Source organism: Paenibacillus amylolyticus (assembly GCF_050990605.1).
Classification (GTDB): Bacteria; Bacillota; Bacilli; order Paenibacillales; family Paenibacillaceae; genus Paenibacillus; species Paenibacillus amylolyticus_H.
In genome coordinates this window covers 5,596,753-5,618,821 of record NZ_CP158832.1, presented here as the reverse complement: position 1 = coordinate 5,618,821, position 22,069 = coordinate 5,596,753, and the positions used below count along the sequence as shown (strand labels likewise).

Here is a 22,069-nt window from a genome sequence, read left to right as displayed (position 1 = left end):
AGGAGGGGAACGATCCAGATGGCTTTTGAAAAAGAAATATTGTTTTGGAACGAAAAATTCGGTAGTGACGATTATACCTTGACGCGGTTGCCTTACAGCAAAACTCCAAACTCCCTGGTGCCCAATGTGAAAACCGTCGGTGGTTCGCTTTCGGAGGAAGCGGCGCAGCGCGTCCTTCAAATGAGCAAGGGTGCTCCGCTGGCTGCTTTTATGATTTTGCTCGCCGGTGTTCAGGCACTCTTGCATAAATATACAGGCGCTTCAGACATTCTGGTTGGCATGCCGGTTGTGCGGAAAAAGGCGGAGATGCGTCGATCCGTTAATCATACGGTCATTTTGAGAAACTCGTTTTCGGCGGACACAACTTTTAAAACGCTACTGAGCGAACTGAGGACTTCCTTGCCGGAAGCGATTCAGCATCAACATATCCCGTTCTTGAAAATGACGGAGAAGCTGGATCTGCAATATGCAGAAGGGATACCCTTCGTCCATACGCTAGTATCCCTTAAGGAGCTGCATCTGGACGAAATTGGGCAAAACGTGGTCACGGACTGTTCGTTTGAATTCAGTTTAACCGGCGGGACGATACAGCTAGCGCTGTCATATAACGAGCACTTATATGACTCCGAGTTCATGACTCGGGTCGTCGGTCATCTGAATCGCCTGCTGTCCGTGGGGCTTCATGAGTTGGAGCTGGACATCGTGCGAACGGACATGCTGTCAGAGAACGAAAAATTTCAATTGCTGCAAAGCTTTAACGATACCGAGAAGGACTATCCTCGTGATCGGACGATTCATCAGCTTGTCGAGGAGCAAGCGAAGCGTGTGCCTGAGGCGACGGCGGTTGTCTTTGAGGGGCAGCGGCTTTCATATGCAGAGCTGAACGAACGGGCGAACCGATTGGCGCGTACGTTACGATCGGTAGGCGTGCTGCCCAATCAGTTGGTAGGCTTGATGGTCAGGAGATCGCTGGAGACGGTCATTGGCATTCTGGCGGTTCTGAAAGCTGGCGGTGCCTACGTGCCGATCGACCCGGAGTACCCGGAAGAACGTATTCGCTACATTCTGGAGAACTCGAACGCGCAGCTGCTGCTGACTCAAAAAGAGCTATTACAGCAAGTCACATTCGAAGGGAACGTATTGGCGCTAGATGATAAACAAGCCTATAGCGACGATGGCTCGAACCTGGAGGCGTCCAGTGGTCCACACGATCTTGCTTATGTCATTTATACGTCAGGTACAACGGGCAAACCCAAAGGGGTCATGCTGGAGCATCGTGGTTTGGTCAGCTTGAAGCTGATGTTCGCAGACAGGCTGGGCATCACGGAGCATGACCGGATCGTTCAATTTGCGAGCTTGTCCTTCGACGCATCCTGCTGGGAAGTGTTCAAAGCACTCTATTTTGGCGCAGCTTTGTACATCCCGACGGCCGAGACAATTCTTGACACTCGTCTGTTCGAGAGTTATATGAACGAGCATGCGATTACGGCGGCGATTTTGCCTCCGACGTACAGCGCTCATTTGAACCCGGACCGTCTTCCCAGCTTAACAAAGCTTATAACGGGAGGTTCAGCGGTATCAGCCGAATTCGTGCAGCAGTGGAAAGCGAAGGTTCACTATTTCAATGCTTACGGCCCTACCGAAGCTTCGATTGTTACGACGCTTTGGGATGCGGATGAGCAGCAGCCGGAGCACAGAGTCATTCCGATCGGGCGCCCGCTGGCTAATCATCAGATTTTTATTTTGGATGCCCATCTGCAACTTGTGCCTCCGGGAGTGGACGGCGAGCTGTGCGTGGCAGGCGTGGGGCTTGCGAGAGGTTACCTGAACCAACCGGAGCTGACGGCCGAGAAGTTTGTTGAACATCCGTTTGCGCCGGGAGAACGTCTTTACCGGACAGGAGATCTGGCCCGCTGGCTACCGGACGGAAATATGGAGTACTTGGGCCGGATCGACCATCAGGTGAAAATCCGCGGATTCCGAATCGAGGTCGGTGAGATTGAAGAGCAACTTCTGAAGATCGACTCCGTGCAGGAGACGATTGTAATCGCACGGGAAGGCAAAAGCGGGCAAGAACTGTGCGCTTACCTGGTCGCTAGTCTCCCTCTTACGCTGGGCGAGCTGAGAAGCGCGTTGGCGCAAAAATTGCCGAATTACATGATTCCTGCACATTTTGTTCAGCTTTCGCGGATGCCGCTCACGCCGAACGACAAAATCGACCGTAAGGCTTTGCCTGCCCCGGAAGGAAACGCACTGACCGGTGGTGCGTACGTAGCTCCCCGCAATGAAGCTGAGCGAACGCTTGCTGATGTATGGCAGGCGGTATTGAACGCCGATCGTGTTGGGGTAACGGATCATTTCTTTGAGCTGGGCGGAGACTCGATCAAGTCCATTCAAGTATCTTCTCGGCTTCATCAAGCCGGGTACAAGCTGGAAATCCGGGATTTGTTCAAATATCCGACGATTTCACAGCTCAGCCTGCATGTGAAACCGATCAGACGTACCATCGATCAAGGCGAAATAACGGGTGAAACGGCATTGACGCCGATTCAGCATTGGTTTTTCGAGAGTTCCTTTGCGGACCCGCATCATTTCAACCAGTCGGTGATGCTGTACCGGAAGGAACGCTTCAACGAAGAGACAGTGTATCAGGTGTTGCAAAAGCTGGCCGAGCATCATGACGCCTTGCGCATGGTGTTCTGCAAGACGGAACAAGGGTTTAGTGCGTTAACCCGAGCGATTCAGGATGGTGGGCTGTTCACACTGGACGTGTTCGACTTCAAGGATGCGGAGAATCCCACGCAGGCTGTGGAGGCGAAGGCAACGGACATTCAAGCGGGCATCGATCTGGAGAACGGGCCCCTCATGAAGGCAGGACTGTTCCGGTGCGCGGACGGTGATCATTTGCTGCTCGCGGTTCATCATGCCGTGGTAGACGGCGTGTCTTGGCGCATTTTGATGGAGGATTTCGCTCTAGGTTACGAGCAGACCGGCAAAAGCGAAGAAATTCGTTTCCCAGCGAAAACAGATGCGTACCGCACTTGGTCCGAGCAGCTGGCTGCTTACGCGCAAAGCCCGGAGATGGCGAAGGAACGGGCCTATTGGCAGGCCGTGGATCAAATGGAGGTTCCGGCCGTGCCGAAGGATATGGAGGCGGACGTTACGACGCAGCATGACAGCGAATCGCTGTTTGTCCGTTTGACTCCCGAAGAAACGGAACTGCTACTGAAGCGGGTTCACCGTGCCTACAACACCGAAATGAATGATATTTTGGTAACGGCGCTCGGAATAGCCTTACGCAAATGGATGGGGCACGAACGGGTGCGGATCAATCTCGAGGGACACGGACGTGAATCGATCGGAACGGATATCGACATCACGCGTACAGTTGGCTGGTTTACGACCAAGTTTCCGGTCGTCTTGGAGCCGGAAACCGACCGAGATTTGGCCTATCAGATTAAACAGGTCAAGGAAAACTTGCGCCGCATTCCGAACAAGGGGCTTGGGTACGGCATATGCCGCTATCTCTCGAAACCGGAGGATGGCTTGGTTTGGGGCGTTGAGCCGGAAATTAATTTTAACTACCTCGGCCAGTTCGACAATGATGTCAACCAGGACGAGATCGGCATATCTTCCTATTCCAGTGGCAGCCCGGCTAGCGACCGGCAGGCCCGCAGCTTTGTGCTGGATATCAACGGTATGGTGCTGGCCGGCGCTTTATCGCTCGATCTTAGCTACAGCCGGAAGCAGTATCGCAAGGAAACGATGGAGGCCCTCGCTCAGCGACTTGAGCAAAGTCTCCGAGACCTCATTATCCACTGTGCAGGTAAAGAAAACACTGAACTGACGCCAAGCGACGTGCAATTTAAGGGCTTGACTATTGCAGAATTGGAGCAAATCGCCCAGCGCTCGGGCCATCTCGGGGAAATCGAAAATATTTACTCACTTACGCCGATGCAGAAGGGTATGTGGTTCCACAGCGCGCTTGACCGGCAAACGGCAGCTTACTTTGAGCAGACGCGGTTTACGATGCGGGGAGCGCTCGACGTCCAGCTTTTTGAGAGGAGTTGGATGGAGCTTGCGAAACGTCATCTGGTGCTGCGGGCGAATTTTGTGAAAGAACCGGCGGGCGAGCCGCTGCAAATCATATACCGCGACAAGCCGGTCGGTTTTGAATATGAAGAGCTGCTTCATTTGCAGGTGGACGAGAAACAAGCATACTTGGATAAAAAGGCTGAGGAGGACAAGCTTCGCGGCTTCGACATGGAACATGACGCGCTCGTTCGGTTCACGATCCTGCGCACCGGAGAGCAAAGTTATCATGTACTGTGGAGTTTCCAACATATTTTGATGGACGGCTGGTGCCTGGCTCAGCTGACGCAGGAGCTGTTTGAGATATACTCGGCCTTGGCATCCGGCGAGCAGTCAGCGGGAAATAAGGGATCGGATTATGGCGCATATATCGAATGGTTGGAGAAACAGGACGATCAGGCGGCATCAGGCTATTGGATGGCATTCCTGGCAGGTTATGAAGGGCAAACCGTACTCCCTGGACAAAAGGAAGTGGCGCCCAACGGCAGATTTACGGCTGATCACGTCACCGCCGAGCTGGGCAAGGACTTGAGCGAGCGGATGGACCGGGTGGCGAAACAGCGCCTGGTTACGGTCAATACATTGCTGCAAGCTATTTGGGGCGTAATGCTGCAAAAATATAACGGAACAAACGATGCTGTATTCGGCAGCGTCGTGGCAGGAAGACCGGCGGAAATCCCGGGCATTGAGTCTATGATCGGGTTGTTCATCAATACGGTGCCGGTCCGGGTCACGAGTGAAGCGGACACTGTGTTCGCCGACCTGATGGCGAAGCTTCAAGAGCGGGCGCTGGAGTCCGGGCGTTACGATTACTATCCGCTGTATGAAATTCAGGCTCGCAGCGTGCAAAAGCAGAACCTGATCAACCATATCATCGCTTTCGAGAATTATCCGGTGGACGAGCAGATGGAGCAGGCGGGCGATCAGCAGCACGGCGACCTGACAATTGCTGACGTTCAGATGGAGGAGCAGACAAACTATAACTTCAACGTTACCGTGGTGCCGGGAGACGAGATTGAAATTCGGTTCGACTTTAACGCCGAAGTGTTTGATAAAAATAGCATTGAGCGGCTCAAGGGGCATCTCGTTCATTTGCTGGAGCAGGTGGCGGAAAACCCGGAAATTACCGTGGGTGAGCTGGAACTTGTGACGGAGGCGGAAAAGGCTGACCTTCTCGGACGTTTTAACGACACCACAACTGAATTTCCACGCGGGAAAACGCTCATTCAATTGTTCGAAGAGCAGGCGGAGCGCATCCCGGATGCAACTGCCATCTCCTTGAATGGGCAAGAGCTGACCTACCGCGAGTTGAACGAACGTGTTAACCGCCTTGCTCATACCTTGCGTAGCCACTGGATATCCAAAGACCGTCTGGTCGCCATTATGGCTGAGCGTTCCATCGAAATGGTGGTGGGTATGCTGGCGGCACACAAAGCCGGTTCGGCTTACGTACCGATTGACCCGGAATATCCCGAGGAGCGTATCCGTTTCCTGATCGAGGATTCGGGTGCACAGGTCATGCTGACGCAAAGCCGATTGCGCGAGCGCCTGGCGGGTTCGGACTCCGTGATTTTACTGGATGACGAGTCCTTCTATCACGAGGACCGCACAAATCTAAATCCGGGCAACGAAGCAACAGATCTGGCTTGCATCATCTATACGTCAGGCACGACGGGTAAGCCCAAAGGCAACCTTGTTTCGCACCGCAACATTGTCCGGATCGTGCGAAATACGAATTATATCGACATCACTGAACGGGATCATGTCCTCCAGCTTTCGAGCTATTCGTTCGACGGAGCGATTTTCGATATTTTCGGCGCTTTGACCAACGGGGCACGGCTGGTGCTGGTTCCCCGCGAGACTTTGCTGGAAATCGGCCAGCTGGCGGAACTCATCCAGCGCGAGCGCATCTCGGTCATGCTGATTACGACGGCTTTCTTCAACGTCCTTGTAGATGTGAACGTCGACTGCCTGCGGGATGTTCGGGCGATTTTGTTCGGAGGAGAGCGCGTGTCGGTCGGCCATGTGCGTAAAGCGCTCGCCCATATCGGACCGGGCAGGCTCAACCACCTGTACGGCCCGTCGGAAAGCACGGTTTATACGACGTACCTTCCAGTCGACTTTGTCGATGAATCGGCGGTTACCGTACCCATCGGACGGCCAATCAGTAATACGACGGTGTATATCGTCGACAGCCAGAATAAACTTCTGCCGATCGGCGTGGCTGGGGAGCTGTGCGTCGGCGGAGAAGGTCTGGTACGGGGTTACAATAATCGGCCGGAGCTGACGGCGGAGAAATTTGTGGACCATCCGTTTGTGCCGGGAGAGCGCATGTACCGGACGGGGGATTTGGCGAAATGGTTACCGGACGGCACGATTGAATACGTGGGACGGACGGATGACCAAGTGAAAGTCCGCGGCTTCCGTATTGAGCTGGGCGAGATCGAGGCTCAGCTTCAGAAAGTGGAGGGAATTCGGAAAACGACGGTATTCGCGCGGGAAAATGCCTCCGGCGAGAAGCAGCTTTGCGCCTATTATGAAGCGGACCGTGAGCTCCCGGCGGCCGAGCTGAAGAGTGTGCTTTCCCAGGAACTGCCGGCCTATATGATCCCGGCTTACCTGATCCAGTTGGAGCGGCTCCCGCTGACGACGAACGGCAAGGTCGACCGCCGCTCTCTCCCGGCGCCGGAGGAGAGCTTGCAGCCGGGCGAAGGTACTCCGCCTCGAACTCCGTTGGAAGCCAGCTTGGCTGAGATATGGAAAAGCGTGCTCGGATTGGAGCATATCGGGGTTCATGACAATTTCTTTGACTTGGGCGGCCATTCCCTGCGGGCAACGACACTGGTGAGCAAGGTGCATCAGGAGTTGAACGTCGAGCTGCCTCTGCGCGACGTATTCCGCTACTCAACGATCGAAGAGATGGCTCTCGCCCTCTCCCGGATTGAAGAGCATTCGTTCTCGTCGATTCCGTTGGCAGACGAAAGAGCATATTATCCACTTTCCTCAGCTCAGAAGCGGCTGTTTATCCTGAATCAGCTGGAAGGAGCCGATCAGAGCTACAACATGCCGGGTGTGCTGCTGCTCGAAGGATCGATTTACCACAGCCTGCTGGAGAAAGCTTTCCGCGGACTGATCGAACGCCATGAAACGTTGCGAACCGGATTTGAGATCGTACAAGGTGAAGCGGTACAGCGTATTTACGAGAGCGTTGATTTTGCCGTCGTGTGTCGACATGCGAACGAGGAAGAAGCGTCTGCAGTCGTGGAGGCTTTTATCCGACCTTTCGACTTGGCGAAGCCACCGTTGCTGCGTGCCGAGCTCGTAGAACTTGCAGCCGATCGTTATTTACTGATGTTTGACATGCACCATATCATCTCCGACGGGGTTTCAATGGACGTGTTCGTTGAGGAACTCGTTCGTCTGTACGGCGGTGAGTCATTAGAGCCTTTGCACATTCAGTACAAGGACTATGCGGTATGGCAGCAATCGGACGAGCAAAAAGTGCAATTGAAACGCGAGGAAGCTTACTGGCTGGACCGTTACCAGGGCGAGCTGCCGGTTCTGGAAATGCCAACGGACTATCCGCGCCCTGCTGTACAGAGCTATGTGGGACATACGCTGACGTCCTTCGTGGACGAGGCAACAAACGAAGGCTTGAAGCAGCTGGCCACTCAAAGGGGAACAACACTGTATATGGTGCTGCTTGCCGCATATACCGTGCTTTTGCATAAATACACAGGTCAGGATGATTTGATCGTTGGAACGTCGATTGCAGGCAGAACACATGGCGACATGCAGCCTTTGATCGGAATGTTCGTCAACACGCTGGCGATCCGCAATTATCCGGCTTCGGAGAAAACCTTCCTGTCGTATTTGGAAGAAGTAAAAGAAACGACATTAGGCGCTTACGAGCATCAGAATTATCCGTTCGAAGAACTCGTCGATAAAGTACAGGTTAGCCGGGATTTGAGCCGCAACCCGCTGTTTGACACGATGTTCTCCCTGCAAAACCTGGAGGAGTCAGCGTTTGAGCTGGGAGGGCTGAAATTGTCCCCGTACCCTAGCGAATATGGTATGGCCAAGTTCGACCTGAGTGTAGATGTTACGGAAGAAAATGGCGGACTGGAGTGCAACTTTGAATTCGCAACGGCTCTTTATAAAGAAAGCACGATCCGGCGGCTTTCGATTCATTTTGGACATTTGCTTGCGGCGATCGTAAGCCGTCCGAATGCAAAGATCGCTGAGCTGAACTTGTTGACGGCAGATGAAAAAGAGCAAATTCTACGCGCGTTCCACCCGACGCAACCGGAAGTGGCTCCTGTGGCCGCGTTCCACCGACTGTTCGAGGAACAGGCGGAGAGCACTCCGGAAGCTGAAGCTGTCGTGTACGAAAACGATCGGCTGACGTATGCGGAGCTAAACGAGCGGGCGAACCGCCTGTCGGCGACGCTGCGCGCAAGTGGAATCGGCCGGGAGGAGATTGTTGGCATTCTCGCCGAGCGTTCGGTCGATTTGCTGGTGGCCGTGCTGGCCGTCTGGAAAGCTGGCGGGGCGTATGTACCGCTTGACCCGGATTATCCGGCAGACCGCGTGCGGTTCATGCTGGAAGACAGCGGAGCGAAGGTGCTGCTGACGCAAACGCCGCTGCGAGAGCGTGCCGACTCCTGGCTCAGCGAAGAGGAACTGGCACTGGCGACGGTGCTGTATCTCGACGACGAAACGTCATACAACGAGGATCGAAGCAATGCGCCAATGGGCTCGGGTACAGTTTCCGATCCAGTTGCCGGCAAGCTAACGGGGGCTGTGAACGGTGGTGGCGAGAGTCATCCAACTGATGTTGATGTTGTCGGTATGGACAGCTTCCATGAAGCCCGCCCAGAGGATTTGGCGTATGTCATCTACACGTCGGGAACGACGGGCAAGCCGAAGGGTGTAATGATTGAGCACCGCAGTCTGGTGAACACGGCAGCGGGCTACCGAAGGGAGTATCGGTTGGATCAGTTCCCAGTGCGACTGCTGCAGCTCGCAAGCTTCTCGTTTGACGTGTTCGTGGGCGATATCGCGCGGACGCTGTACAACGGCGGTACCATGGTCATTGTACCGAAGGATGACCGGATCGATCCGTCTCGTCTGCACCACTGGATAGAGCGGGAGCAAGTGACCATCTTTGAATCAACGCCGGCGCTGATCGTGCCGTTCATGGAGCATGTACATGAGCAGGGACTGAAGTTGAGCGGGATGGAACTGCTCATCACAAGCTCGGATAGCTGCAGTGTGGCAGATTACCGTACCTTGCAGGAACGGTTCGGCCCGTCGTTCCGCATCATCAACGCCTACGGCGTGACGGAAGCGGCAATTGACTCCAGTTTCTATGATGAGGAACTGGCGAAGCTGCCGCAGACAGGCCATGTGCCGATTGGCAAAGCGTGGTTAAATGCGAAGTTTTACATCGTGGATGCGCACCTGAACCCGGTGCCGGTCGGTGTGCTGGGCGAATTGGTTATCGGTGGAGTCGGTGTGGCACGTGGGTACTTGAACCGTCCAGAGCTGACGGAGGAGAAGTTCGTAGACAGCCCTTTCACCGCGGGCGAGCGGTTGTATCGCACGGGAGACTTGGCACGGTGGATGGAAGACGGCAACGTGGACTTCATCGGCCGGATCGACAACCAGGCGAAAATCCGGGGCTACCGCATTGAGACGGGGGAGATCGAGTCGCAGTTGCTGCGGGTGGAAGGTGTGCGCGAAGCGGTGGTGCTGGTTCGAATTGACGCGAACGGGCAGAAGGCGCTGTGTGCTTATTACACGCCGGATACCGGTGCGGAGCTGTTGGTGAACGATCTGCGTAGCGCGCTGGCACAGGAGTTGCCGGGTTACATGATCCCGTCGTACTTCGTGGAACTGGAGCGCCTGCCTCTGACGCCGAACGGAAAGGTGAACCGGAAGGCGTTGCCAGCGCCGGAAGGGGAAGCAGGGAGCGGAACGGAGTATGTCGCACCGCGCAATGAGCTGGAAACGAAGCTGGCGGTAATTTGGCAGGAGGTGCTGGGGCTTGCGAAGGAGATTGGCGTTTACGACAACTTCTTCGACATCGGCGGCCATTCCCTGCGGGCGACGACACTGGTCAGCAAGATTCATAAAGAGTTGAACGTGGATCTGCCGCTGCGCGACGTGTTCCGCCATTCCACGATTGAGAGCATGGCGGCGGCTATTTCCCGGCTGGATAAACAGACATTCGTTGCCATTCCTGTGGCGGATGGCCGAGAGGTGTACCCGCAATCTTTTGCTCAAAAACGCCTTTTTATCCTGAATCAGCTGGAAGGTGCGGAGCTTAGCTACAACATGCCGGAAGCGATGCTGCTGGAGGTTGCTTTGGACCGGGCAAGGTTCGAAGAAACGTTCCGTAAGCTCGTGAGGCGACATGAAATGTTGCGCACCGGGTTTGAAATGGTGGATGGCGAAGCATCACAGCGGATTTATCAGGATGTGAATTTTGCGGTGGAGTTCTATCAAGCTGATGAGCAAGAGGTCGAAGCGGTGGTTCACGGTTTCGTCCGTCCGTTTGACTTGGCTAAGCCCCCGCTGTTGCGAGTAGGCCTTGTCGAGCTGGCTCCGGAACGCCATATTCTGATGTACGACATGCATCATATTATTTCTGACGGCGTTTCGATGGAAATCTTTGTTGAAGAATTCGTGCGTTTGTATGGTGGAGAGCAATTGGAGCCGCTGCGCATTCAGTATAAAGACTACACCGTTTGGCAGCATTCGCAGGAGCAGCAGGAACAGCTTCAGCGTCAGGAGGCGTACTGGCTGGATATGTTCCAAGGCGAACTTCCGGTGCTGGAAATGCCGACTGACTATCCACGTCCGGCTGTACAGAGCTATGAGGGTCAAACGCTGGAGTTTTTCTTCGACGCTTCTAAAACCGACGCCCTGAAACAGCTGGCTTCGGAAACGGGCACGACGCTGTTTATGGTGCTGCTTGCGGCGTATAACGTGCTTCTGCATAAATATTCAGGTCAGGAAGACGTGATCGTTGGTACGCCGATTGCCGGAAGGAATCATGGAGATGTGCAGCCGTTAATCGGGATTTTCTTAAACACGTTGGCGATCCGCAGTTTTCCGGCTTCGGAGAAGACATTCCTGTCATACCTGAACGAAGTCAAAGAAACAACTCTGCACGCCTTTGAGCATCAAAACTATCCGTTCGAACAATTGGTGGACAAGGTGCAAGTCACCCGTGATTTAAGCCGCAATCCACTCTTCGATACGATGTTTACGATGCAGAATACGGAGAACGAGGAGTTTGAGCTGGAAGGGCTTCGTCTGATTCCTTATCCAAGCGTGCTGGATACTGCGAAGTTTGATATCAGCTTGGATGTGGGCGAGGAGAACGGCGGCTTGGATTACAGCTTCGAATATGCGACGGCTCTTTACAAGAGGGAGACGATTGAACGGCTGGCAAAACATTACGAGCAGTTGCTCGTGACAATTGTAAACCGTCCAGATGCGAAGATTGCCGAGCTGAACTTGCTGACGGCAGAGGAAAAAGAACAAGTTCTCAGTGCGTTTAATCCAGCGCAGCTAGAATCGGCTCCTGCGGTGGCGTTCCATCGGCTGTTTGAGGAACAGGCTGAACGCACACCGGAAGCGGAAGCCGTCGTGTATGAAAATAACAGCCTAACGTATGCGGAGCTGAACGTGCGAGCGAACCGCCTGTCGGCCACGCTGCGCACAAGCGGCATTGGCCGGGAGACGACCGTTGGCATTCTCGCCGAGCGTTCGGTCGATTTGCTGGTGGCCGTGCTGGCCGTCTGGAAAGCTGGCGGGGCGTATGTACCGCTTGACCCGGATTATCCGGCAGACCGCGTGCGGTTCATGCTGGAAGACAGCGGAGCGAAGGTGCTGCTGACGCAAACGCCGCTGCGAGAGCGTGCCGACTCCTGGCTCAGCGAAGAGGAACTGGCACTGGCGACGGTGCTGTATCTCGACGACGAAACGTCATACAACGAGGATCGAAGCAATGCGCCAATGGGCTCGGGTACAGTTTCCGATCCAGTTGCCGGCAAGCTAACGGGGGCTGTGAACGGTGGTGGCGAGAGTCATCCAACTGATGTTGATGTTGTCGGTATGGACAGCTTCCATGAAGCCCGCCCAGAGGATTTGGCGTATGTCATCTACACGTCGGGAACGACGGGCAAGCCGAAGGGTGTGATGATTGAGCACCGCAGCTTGGTGAACACGGCAGCGGGCTACCGACGGGAATATCGGTTGGATCAGTTCCCAGTGCGACTGCTGCAGCTCGCAAGCTTCTCGTTTGACGTGTTCGTGGGCGATATCGCGCGGACGCTGTACAACGGAGGCACGATGGTCATTGTACCGAAGGATGACCGGATCGATCCGTCTCGTCTGCACTATTGGATAGAGCGGGAGCAAGTGACAATCTTTGAATCAACACCGGCACTGATCGTGCCGTTCATGGAGCATGTACATGAGCAGGGACTGAAGTTGAGCGGGATGGAGCTGCTCATCACAAGCTCGGATAGCTGCAGTGTGGCAGATTACCGTACCTTGCAGGAACGGTTCGGCCCGTCGTTCCGCATTATTAACGCCTATGGTGTGACGGAAGCGGCAATTGACACCAGTTTCTATGATGAGGAACTGGCGAAGCTGCCGCAGACAGGCCATGTGCCGATTGGCAAAGCGTGGTTAAATGCGAAGTTTTACATCGTGGATGCGCACCTGAACCCGGTGCCGGTCGGTGTGCTGGGCGAATTGGTTATCGGTGGAGTCGGTGTGGCGCGCGGGTACTTGAACCGTCCAGAGTTGACGGAAGAGAAGTTTGTAGATAGTCCGTTCACCGCGGGTGAGCGGTTGTATCGCACGGGAGATTTGGCGCGGTGGATGGAAGACGGCAACGTGGACTTTATCGGTCGGATCGACAACCAGGCGAAAATCCGGGGCTACCGCATTGAGACGGGGGAGATCGAGTCGCAGTTGCTGCGGGTGGAAGGTGTGCGCGAAGCGGTGGTGCTGGTTCGAATTGACGCGAACGGGCAGAAGGCGCTGTGTGCTTATTACACGCCGGATACCGGTGCGGAGCTGTTGGTGAACGATCTGCGTCGCGCGCTGGCACAGGAGTTGCCGGGTTACATGATCCCGTCGTACTTCGTGGAGCTGGAGCGCCTGCCTCTGACGCCGAACGGAAAGATGAACCGGAAGGCGTTGCCAGCGCCGGAAGGGGAAGCAGGAAGCGGAACGGAGTACGTCGCACCGCGCAATGAGCTGGAAACGAAGCTGGCGGTAATTTGGCAGGAGGTGTTGGGGCTTGCGAAGGAGATTGGCGTTTACGACAACTTCTTCGACATCGGCGGTCACTCCCTGCGAGCGACGACACTAGCAGGCAAGGTATTCAAGGAACTTAACGTCAACCTCCCGCTGCGCGACGTATTCCGTCACTCCACGATTGCGGCGATGGCCGAAGCGATCGCCTTGATGGAACGGCGGGAGCATGAGGCTATTCCTCAAGCGGAAGAGAGAGAGTATTACCCTCTGTCCTCCGCGCAGAAACGGTTGTTCATTCAGCACACGCTGGATGGAGCGGATCAGCTTTACAACATGCCGGAACTGGTGCAGGTGGAAGGCAAGTTAGATTTAGAGCGGTTGGAAGCCGCATTGCGGAAATTGATAACACGGCATGAATCGCTGCGCACCGGTTTTGAAATGGTGAGGGGCGAAGCGGTTCAGCGGATTTACCCGCAGGTCGATTTTGCTATCGAGCATCATCAAGCGGATACAGAGGATGCAGCTCAAATCGAGCAGATCGTCCGCAACTTCGTTCGTCCGTTTGATCTCGGCAAGCCGCCGCTGCTGCGCGCCGGAGTCGTCGAACTGGAGCCGAACCGGTATATTCTCCTTTTCGATATGCACCATATTGTGTCGGACGGTGTATCGATGGCGATTGTGATGGATGAATTCTCGAGTTTATACGCCGGGGAAGAACTGCCACCACTACGCATTCAATATAAGGATTATGCGGTTTGGCAGCAGTCGGAGGTTCACCGAGAGCGGATCGGGCGGCAGGAAGCGTACTGGCTGCAAACCTTCGAAGGCGAGCTGCCGAGTGGGGATCTGCCGATGGATTACGAACGTTCTACAGTTCGCAACTACGAAGGCACGCATCTGGAGTTCGATGTAGAAGCTTCTCTCTCTGCGCGGCTGCGTGAATTGGCGGCCGAGCGTGAAAGCACGCTGTACATGGTACTACTTGCGGCTTATACCGTGCTGCTGTCCAAGTACAGCGGGCAGGACGACTTAATCGTGGGCACCCCGGTGGCGGGAAGAACTAACGCAGATTTGGAGCCGGTCATCGGCATGTTTGTTAATACGCTGGCGCTCCGCAATCGCCCGTCAGGCGAAAAAACGTTCCTGTCCTACCTTGATGAAGTCAAGGAAACGGCTTTGGGAGCTTTTGAGAATCAGGATTATCCATTCGAGGAGCTCGTGGAGCGTTTGAATGTGAAGCGGGAGCCGGGCCGCTTCCCGCTGTTCGATGCCGTTTTCGACCTGCAAAATATCGAAGAACGAGACGCCGCACTGGAAGGGGTTATTCTGAAGAATTATGAACTTGACCATTTGGAGGAAGCGAAGTTTGATCTGACGTTGTTTATGTATGAAAACGAAGGGGCGCTGAGCGGGGGCTTTTTCTACGCCACCAAGCTGTTCAAAGAAACGATGATTCGCACCTTAACCGAGGATTACCTGCGGGTACTTTCTCAAATTGCGGAAAATCCACAACTTGAGCTAAGCCGGATTGAATGTCATAAACCGGTGGCAGGCACAAAGAGTGCTGTCGATACGATCGAATTCGCGTTCTAATATTACAAGCGTGCTCTGCCGTCAAGCGAAAGTGGCGCGTATCCCAAGAAAGACAGCGAACAACTTTCAAGTCCGTAAAATCAAGCCCGTAAAGGCGCAGGCCGAAAGTAAGTTTTTTCGGACCTGCGCCGGGGCATGCGGTCACTTCATTTTTAGGGGAGGTACGAATGGAATCTTTATTTGAAAAGGAAGAACGGTACTGGAGCAGAAAGTTTGACGACGATGACAGCCTGAGCTTCCTTCCCTACAGTCAATCCTCCAAATTATCTGCGGGCGGCGAAGCTGCGGCAGAGCCGGCCTTGCTTCACCGTACCCTGCCGAGTGAACTTTCGGAGAGAATTATTCGCCTCGCCATTGGTTCGGATCTGGCTATGTACATGATTGTTTTGGCAGGAGTAAAAAGCCTGCTGTTCAAATATACCGGGCAGGATCAAGTACTGGTCGGCATGCCTTCTTATAGCCCGGACCCGGACGTGACTCAGCCGCCGCATGATATCCTGGTGATCAAAACGTCCGTAAGCAGCCAGACTACGCTGAAAACGCTGCTTGGTGGCATCAAAGCCTCCATCGGCGAGGCGCTGGAGCATCAGCACTTGCCTTTTCGGAAAATGGTGGAGCCGCTCCATCTGGACTATACAGGGGAAGGCCTTCCGGTCGTCAACACCGTCGTATCCTTCGCACCGATCCATCCTGAACCGCTGGGTAACCGGGTGGCGGCCGATACGGTTTTTCGATTCGACCGCCGAAACGACTCTATCGAACTGGAAATAAGCTTTGACGGGAATCGATACGAGCGGGCGTTTGTGGAACAGACAGCCGACCATCTTGTTCGGCTTCTGTCCGTGCTTGTATTACAGCCGGATCTGGAGCTTGGACAAGCCGATGTGCTTTCCCCGGAAGAGAGGGAGACGTTACTGAATCGATTTAATGACACCGAAACCGGGTTCGAGCGGGGGAAAACGATTCACGGTTTGTTTGAAGGACAGGCGGAGCTTTACCCGGACAACGTGGCCGTTGTCATGAACGAACGGCAGCTGACCTACCGCGAGCTGAACGAGCGATCCAATCGGCTTGCGCGCAAGCTGAGGGAGACGGGAGTCGAAGCGGACCAGCTGGTAGCGATTCTGGCCGAACGCTCACTCGATATGGTTGTCGGCATACTGGCGATTCTCAAAGCGGGCGGAGCCTACGTGCCTGTCGATCCCGACTACCCGGAGGAACGCATCCGCTTCATGATCGAGGATTCGGGTGCGCCGTTATTGCTGATTCAACAGCATTTGCACAGTAAGACCAACTTCGCAGGAACGCGCCTTGATATAGATGATTTCGTTTGGGGTGACAGCGGGGCGGACTCGGAAGGTGCACTGGATACTTCGAATCTGGAGCCAATTTCCGGGTCGGCTAACTTAGCTTATGTCATCTACACGTCGGGAACGACCGGCAGACCGAAAGGAACGCTGATCGAGCATAAAAACGTTGTGCGCCTCCTGTTCAACGACAAGAACCTGTTCGACTTTGGACCGTCCGACACGTGGACGTTGTTCCACTCGTTCTGCTTCGATTTCTCCGTATGGGAAATGTACGGAGCGCTGCTATACGGAGGCCAGCTGATTATCGTACCGCCGTACACAGCGAAAAATCCGGCCGAATTTCTGGCACTGCTGGGTCGCGAACAGGTCACGATTTTGAACCAGACGCCAACATACTTCTATCAGCTGCTGCGTAAGGTTTTAGCGGATCATCCATACGATCTGCGGATTCGCAACGTCATTTTCGGCGGCGAAGCGCTCAGCCCGCTGTTGCTCAAGGGCTTCAAGAAGAAGTACCCGGAGACCAAGCTGATCAATATGTATGGCATTACCGAGACGACGGTTCACGTGACGTATAAGGAAATTACGTGGGTCGAAATGGAGGCGGCGAAGAGTAATATTGGCAAGCCAATCCCTACGCTAAGGGTGTATGTCCTGGATGAAAACCGCCGCCCTGTGCCGATCGGTGTAGCGGGCGAAATGTACGTGGCCGGGGAAGGGCTGGCGAGAGGATACCTGAACCGTCCGGATCTGACGGCGGACAAGTTCGTTAATTCCCCATTTGCGGAGGGGGAAAAACTGTATCGTTCAGGCGACTTGGCGACCTGGCTGCCGGACGGCAACATCGAATACCTGGGCCGGATCGACCACCAGGTCAAAGTCCGCGGGTACCGGATCGAGCTGGACGAAATCGAGACGCAGCTTCTGAACGCCCGGGGCGTGGAAGAAGCGGTGGTACTCGCCCGGGACGACGCGAACGGCCATAAGCAACTTGTTGCTTATTACGTCGCGGAAACAAAGCTGGCGGCGAATGAACTCAAGAAGCAGCTCGCCAAGCAGCTTCCGGGGTATATGATTCCTGCGCATCTTGTGCAGCTTTCGCAGATGCCGCTGACCGCGAACGGAAAAATCGACCGCAAAGCGCTGCCGGTGCCGGAGGAAGCCGCGGCCGGAGGAGCGGAATATGTTGCGCCGAGAACGCTGCTCGAGATGAAGATCGCCCGTGTCTGGCAGGATACACTTGGCATTCCACAGGTCGGCGTAAAAGATAACTTTTTTGAGCTGGGCGGCAATTCCTTAAGTCTGATGAGGCTCGTTCAAGCCGTTTACGATGAAACGGGCATCGAGATACCGCTGAATCGCCAATTCCATAATGTAACCGTTGAAGCCATGGCTTTTGGAGAGGAGGATCTGGGCCTGGATAAAGGGGGAGACTCCTTTATTAAGCTGAATAAAACAGGGGATCTGAACGTGTTCTGCTTCCCTCCAGGCAGCGGCTTCGGCATTGGTTACCGAGAGCTTGCAAGCAGGCTAGACGGCCGGTTCGTGCTTTACGGCATTGATTTTATCGATGATGTCATCGATTACGAGGCCATGCTGAACCGTTATGTGGATGAGATTGTTAGCATCCAGCCGGAAGGACCTTACGTGCTGCTCGGCTACTGCTTCGGAGGCAACTTGACGTTCGAGGTAGCAAAAACGATGGAAAGAAGAGGGTATTCCGTAACGGACGTGCTCATGGTGGACTCGTGGATTAAGGACACACTCACGCCTTATGAAACGTCTGAGAAAGAGCTTGAAGAAATGCTTGCGGATTTCGACGAAGAAGAGAAGGAATTAATGAGCAATCCGCTCGTGCGGGAGCGTGTTCATCGGAAGATCGAAGCGACCTTGACGTACGAAGCGCAGCTTATTAATTCAGGCACGATAACTGCCCGGATTTACGAACTGATTGCGAAGGACAGCGAAGCGTTTCGCCTGGAGCACCAGTTGCCGTCCTGGCAGAGGGCAACGACGCACGCTTATGCCGATTACCGGTTGGAGGGCGCACACGAGGAATTGCTGGAACTCGCGCGCGTGGACGAAACGGCTGTTGTCATCCGTGACATCTTAGTGCAAATCAAGCAGCAGATCGAAGCGGAGGCCGGGGTCCTGCATGGGAGCTGATCGGCAGACATCTGTTCAAGAACAAGGCACAGCGGCGCCTTCCAAGCGCCGAACCGCTTATGCCACCTGGAAAGCGTTTCGCTGGCTGATGTCTTATGTAAGCCGTCACAAAGGCTGGATGATCGTCGGTATCCTGTCAGCAATTGCTGCCGCGGTTATTGAGATATGGACGGGACGTTTGGTCGAGCAGCTGACCACACAGGCCGAGAATGGGTCGGGGCCAATCGTTCTGCAAATCGTGTACACGGTCTTTGTGGTCATCTTGATCGGTGTGCCGGCGAAGTTTTTCATGAGCTTTGGTGTGGAGCGAAGCAGTGCCTCTGCGGTGCAGGATATCCGCAACCATGTCATGCGTCATATCGGCAAACTCCCGGTTCCCTATTTGGAAAAGCAGCACTCCGGCGACGTGTTGTCGCGGATCAACAACGATCTGCAGCTCATCCAGCAATTTATGATTCGGGACCTCGCCCAGTGGTTTTATCATCCGCTATTGTTTATCGGCTGTTTCGCTTATTTGATCTACCTCCAATGGGAGCTGATGTTGTACAGCCTGCTGTTATTTCCCGTAGCACTGCTGGTTTCCCAATGGATCGGCAAGCAGTTGGAACAGTTGACGGAGGAAGCCCAGGCGAACATGGGCCGAATGAACGTCAACCTCCAGGATACGCTTGGAGGGATGCCTATTGTAAAAAGTTACCTGCTATCCGGTATGTTATCTCGCTCCTACCAAGTGCTTCTACAATTGACGGCTCAAAAAAAGCTTGCCGTGAAAAAGCGGGAAGCCTGGGTCAACCCGCTGCTTTCTACGCTGATGATCAGCCCGATCATTTTCGCTGTCAGTTACGGAAGCTATTTGATCTACAACGGGCAGCTAGGCGCGGGAGAACTGATCGCCTTCCTGTACTTGCTTAATCTGTGTCTGGAACCGCTGGAGCATATTCCCGAGCTCATCACGCGCACGTTCGAAATGAGCGGTGCCCTGAGAAGGGTCTCCGAAATCGTCGAGCAACCGACGGAAACAGAAAATGGCCGTTTGCTTCCAAAAGCAAGCGCTGTACCCATCCAGTTTCAGAACGTAACCTTCGGGTATGAAGAGAATTCCCCGATTCTGCGGAATGTTAGCTTCTCGGTGCCGGAAGGCAAGACAATTGCACTTGTCGGAGCGAGCGGCGGAGGGAAGAGTACGGTGTTTAAGCTGGTATGCGGCTTTTATCCGCTTCCGGAGGATCAGGGCGAGATCCGCGTGTTCGGAAGCCTGACTCACGGCGCAGATCCGGAGCAGCTTCGGTCACATTTTTCCGTGGTAACCCAAGATTCATATTTGTTTAGCGGTACGATCGCCGAAAATATCGGCTATGGGCGGGAAGAAGCGTCGATGGACGAAATTATCGAAGCCGCCAAAGCTGCTCAGGCTCATTCTTTCATTATGCAGCTTGAGGGCGGCTACCAGACGTATGTCGGAGAGCGCGGGGGCTTTTTGTCCGGGGGGCAACGCCAGCGCATAGCAATGGCCCGGGCTTTTCTAAAGGATGCTCCCGTTCTGCTGCTTGACGAGCCCACATCGGCTCTTGATCCGGAGTCGGAAAGCGCGGTTCAGGAAGCGCTGGACGTATTGATGAAGCAGAGAACGACCATGGTTATTGCCCACCGGCTTTCTACGGTACAAAACGCCGATGAGATTTGGGTTATGGAACAAGGAAATATTGTCGAAAAGGGCACTCATGAACAATTGCTCGAGAGGAAGGGACTGTACGCCCAGTCGTACTACCAGGAATTTACCGAGTCTGCCGAACGCAGGGAGGTGTCGTACACATGAAAAAGGGCGGAAGGCTCTCGCAAGTGAAAGAACTCGGCTACTTGCTGACGTTTATGAACCGCAAGCGCAAAACCCAGTACGCGATTGGCCTTGCCGTAACGGCGCTCACCCAGACATTGTTTCTGATCGCCTTCAGCTTGGTCGTACATAACTTGGTTGATTTCGCCGTGTCCCGAGATACGTCCCTGATGGTGGAAGCCTTTATTATTTTGGGCGCGGCCCTGTTCCTGGAAAATATAATTTCTCCCTGGTTCATTTACTTATACCAGCGCAGTGTCGAGCTGACTGTGCTGAATATCCGCAAACGTCTGTATGACAAGCTGTGCCGGGTGCGGCCGAGATTCCTGGAGCAGACGCACCATGGGGACTTGCTGTCTCGGGTGAACAACGACGTAACGACCGTTGAGTTTACATTCTCGCAGGTTTACTTCGTTTTGTTGCTTCAAGTTGTCTTCTGCATCGGCTCCATTGTCTCCATGGTGGTGATCGATTGGCGGTTTGCCGGCGTATCCTTTGTCATTCTGCTGCTGTCCTCCCTGGTCAGCCTGAAATTTGCACGGGATATTCGTGCCTTGTCCGAACAAGGCTTGCAAACGCTCGGTAAAATGACCGAAAAATTCAAAGATTTTATGGGTGGCATTCAAATTGTGAAGCTGTTCCGTATCCGCACGATTTATGGCCAGTACGAGGCGTTGAACGAACAAATGACGCAAACGCTTCGGCAAACGGCAAAGAAGAACGGTATGCAGGCTGCGGTGAACCATTTTATCAGCTACGTCACGTTCTGCGGCATCATCGTCATCGGCAGTCTTCTTTATGCACACGGATTAATGGGAATGGGAAGCGTCGCTGCTCTGGCAGTTTTGCAAGTGAATCTGACACACGCCTTGTTGAACTTGGGAATGGTTCTGTCGATGACCCAAAATTCGCTCGCGGGTGCTCACCGGATTCAAGAGGTACTAAATGAGGAGGAGGAACCAGAGCGTCTGGGATCTTCTCGTAGCGAGCTTGTATCGGAGGCTGTGGTAGAGTTTCGCGATGTGGAATTTTCCTATCAGGCGGATAAAAAGGTACTTGTCGACATGACCATGCAGGTGTTTCCTGGTCAGGTCGCTGCGATCGTAGGAGCCAGCGGCAGCGGCAAAAGTACGCTGATCAAGCTGCTGCTCGGCTTTTATCCTGTGGACAGCGGAGATATCCTGCTCCAGGGCAAACCGTTCGGCCATTACACACTGGACGAAATCCGCAGGCAGATTGCATACGTTCCGCAGGAGCCGTTTTTGTTTACCGGCACGATTGAGGAAAACATCCGCTATGGCAACCCGGAGGCAACGGATGAAGAAGTGGTTGAAGCGGCCAAAGCGGCGTACGCTCACCATTTCATTCAGGAACTTCCTGAACAGTATAAAACGGCGGTGGGAGAGAGAGGAGCGTCGTTGTCAGGCGGACAAAGGCAGCGAATTGCGATCGCCCGGGCGATTCTCAAAAACGCCCCGATTCTGCTGCTGGACGAAGCGACTTCTGCATTGGATAACGAATCCCAGCATTGGGTACAGCAAGCTCTGAATGTATTGATGAAGGGGCGCACCACCATTCTGATTGCGCACCGTCTCAGCACCGTGGAACATGCGGATTTGATTACGGTCATGAACCAAGGAACGGTCGTCGAACGGGGCCGCCATCAGGATCTGCTGGCGCTCGGAGGTTATTACGCGCGGCTGTACGGATAGACCCGCTTTACGACGGGCGGCTTCCTGCTGATATCTAGGTACAAAGCCTTTCTACAAACAATCTCTAATACGGGAGTGTG

Annotated in this window: 4 protein-coding genes; all 4 read left to right on the top strand. The window is 54.3% G+C overall.

Going from position 1 to position 22,069, the window contains the following annotated elements; genetic code table 11:
* The first annotated feature begins 18 nt into the window (after positions 1-18).
* The 4 genes from ABTV53_RS24645 to ABTV53_RS24630 all read left to right on the top strand — a co-directional run bounded on the left by ABTV53_RS24645 (position 19) and on the right by ABTV53_RS24630 (position 21,989).
* On the top strand, positions 19-14,967 hold the full coding sequence (locus tag ABTV53_RS24645) for an amino acid adenylation domain-containing protein (protein WP_433747548.1): 14,949 nt from the start codon (positions 19-21) through the stop codon (positions 14,965-14,967).
* A gap of 167 nt (positions 14,968-15,134) precedes the next feature.
* Positions 15,135-18,443 carry a non-ribosomal peptide synthetase gene (locus ABTV53_RS24640; protein ID WP_433747545.1) on the top strand — a complete coding sequence of 1,103 codons (3,309 nt, stop codon included), beginning with the start codon at positions 15,135-15,137 and terminating at the stop codon, positions 18,441-18,443.
* On the top strand, positions 18,433-20,259 hold the full coding sequence (locus tag ABTV53_RS24635) for an ABC transporter ATP-binding protein (protein WP_433747543.1): 1,827 nt from the start codon (positions 18,433-18,435) through the stop codon (positions 20,257-20,259). The genes ABTV53_RS24640 and ABTV53_RS24635 overlap by 11 nt, the downstream gene beginning before the upstream one ends.
* Positions 20,256-21,989, top strand: coding sequence for an ABC transporter ATP-binding protein (locus tag ABTV53_RS24630; protein ID WP_433747540.1), 1,734 nt, complete (start codon positions 20,256-20,258; stop codon positions 21,987-21,989). The genes ABTV53_RS24635 and ABTV53_RS24630 overlap by 4 nt, the downstream gene beginning before the upstream one ends.
* Positions 21,990-22,069: the final 80 nt, after the last annotated feature.

Coding starts and splice junctions, on each gene's coding strand:
- ABTV53_RS24645 (WP_433747548.1), top strand. CDS start 19: ATGGCTTTTGAAAAAGAAATATTGTTTTGGAACGAAAAATTCGGTAGT.
- ABTV53_RS24640 (WP_433747545.1), top strand. CDS start 15,135: ATGGAATCTTTATTTGAAAAGGAAGAACGGTACTGGAGCAGAAAGTTT.
- ABTV53_RS24635 (WP_433747543.1), top strand. CDS start 18,433: ATGGGAGCTGATCGGCAGACATCTGTTCAAGAACAAGGCACAGCGGCG.
- ABTV53_RS24630 (WP_433747540.1), top strand. CDS start 20,256: ATGAAAAAGGGCGGAAGGCTCTCGCAAGTGAAAGAACTCGGCTACTTG.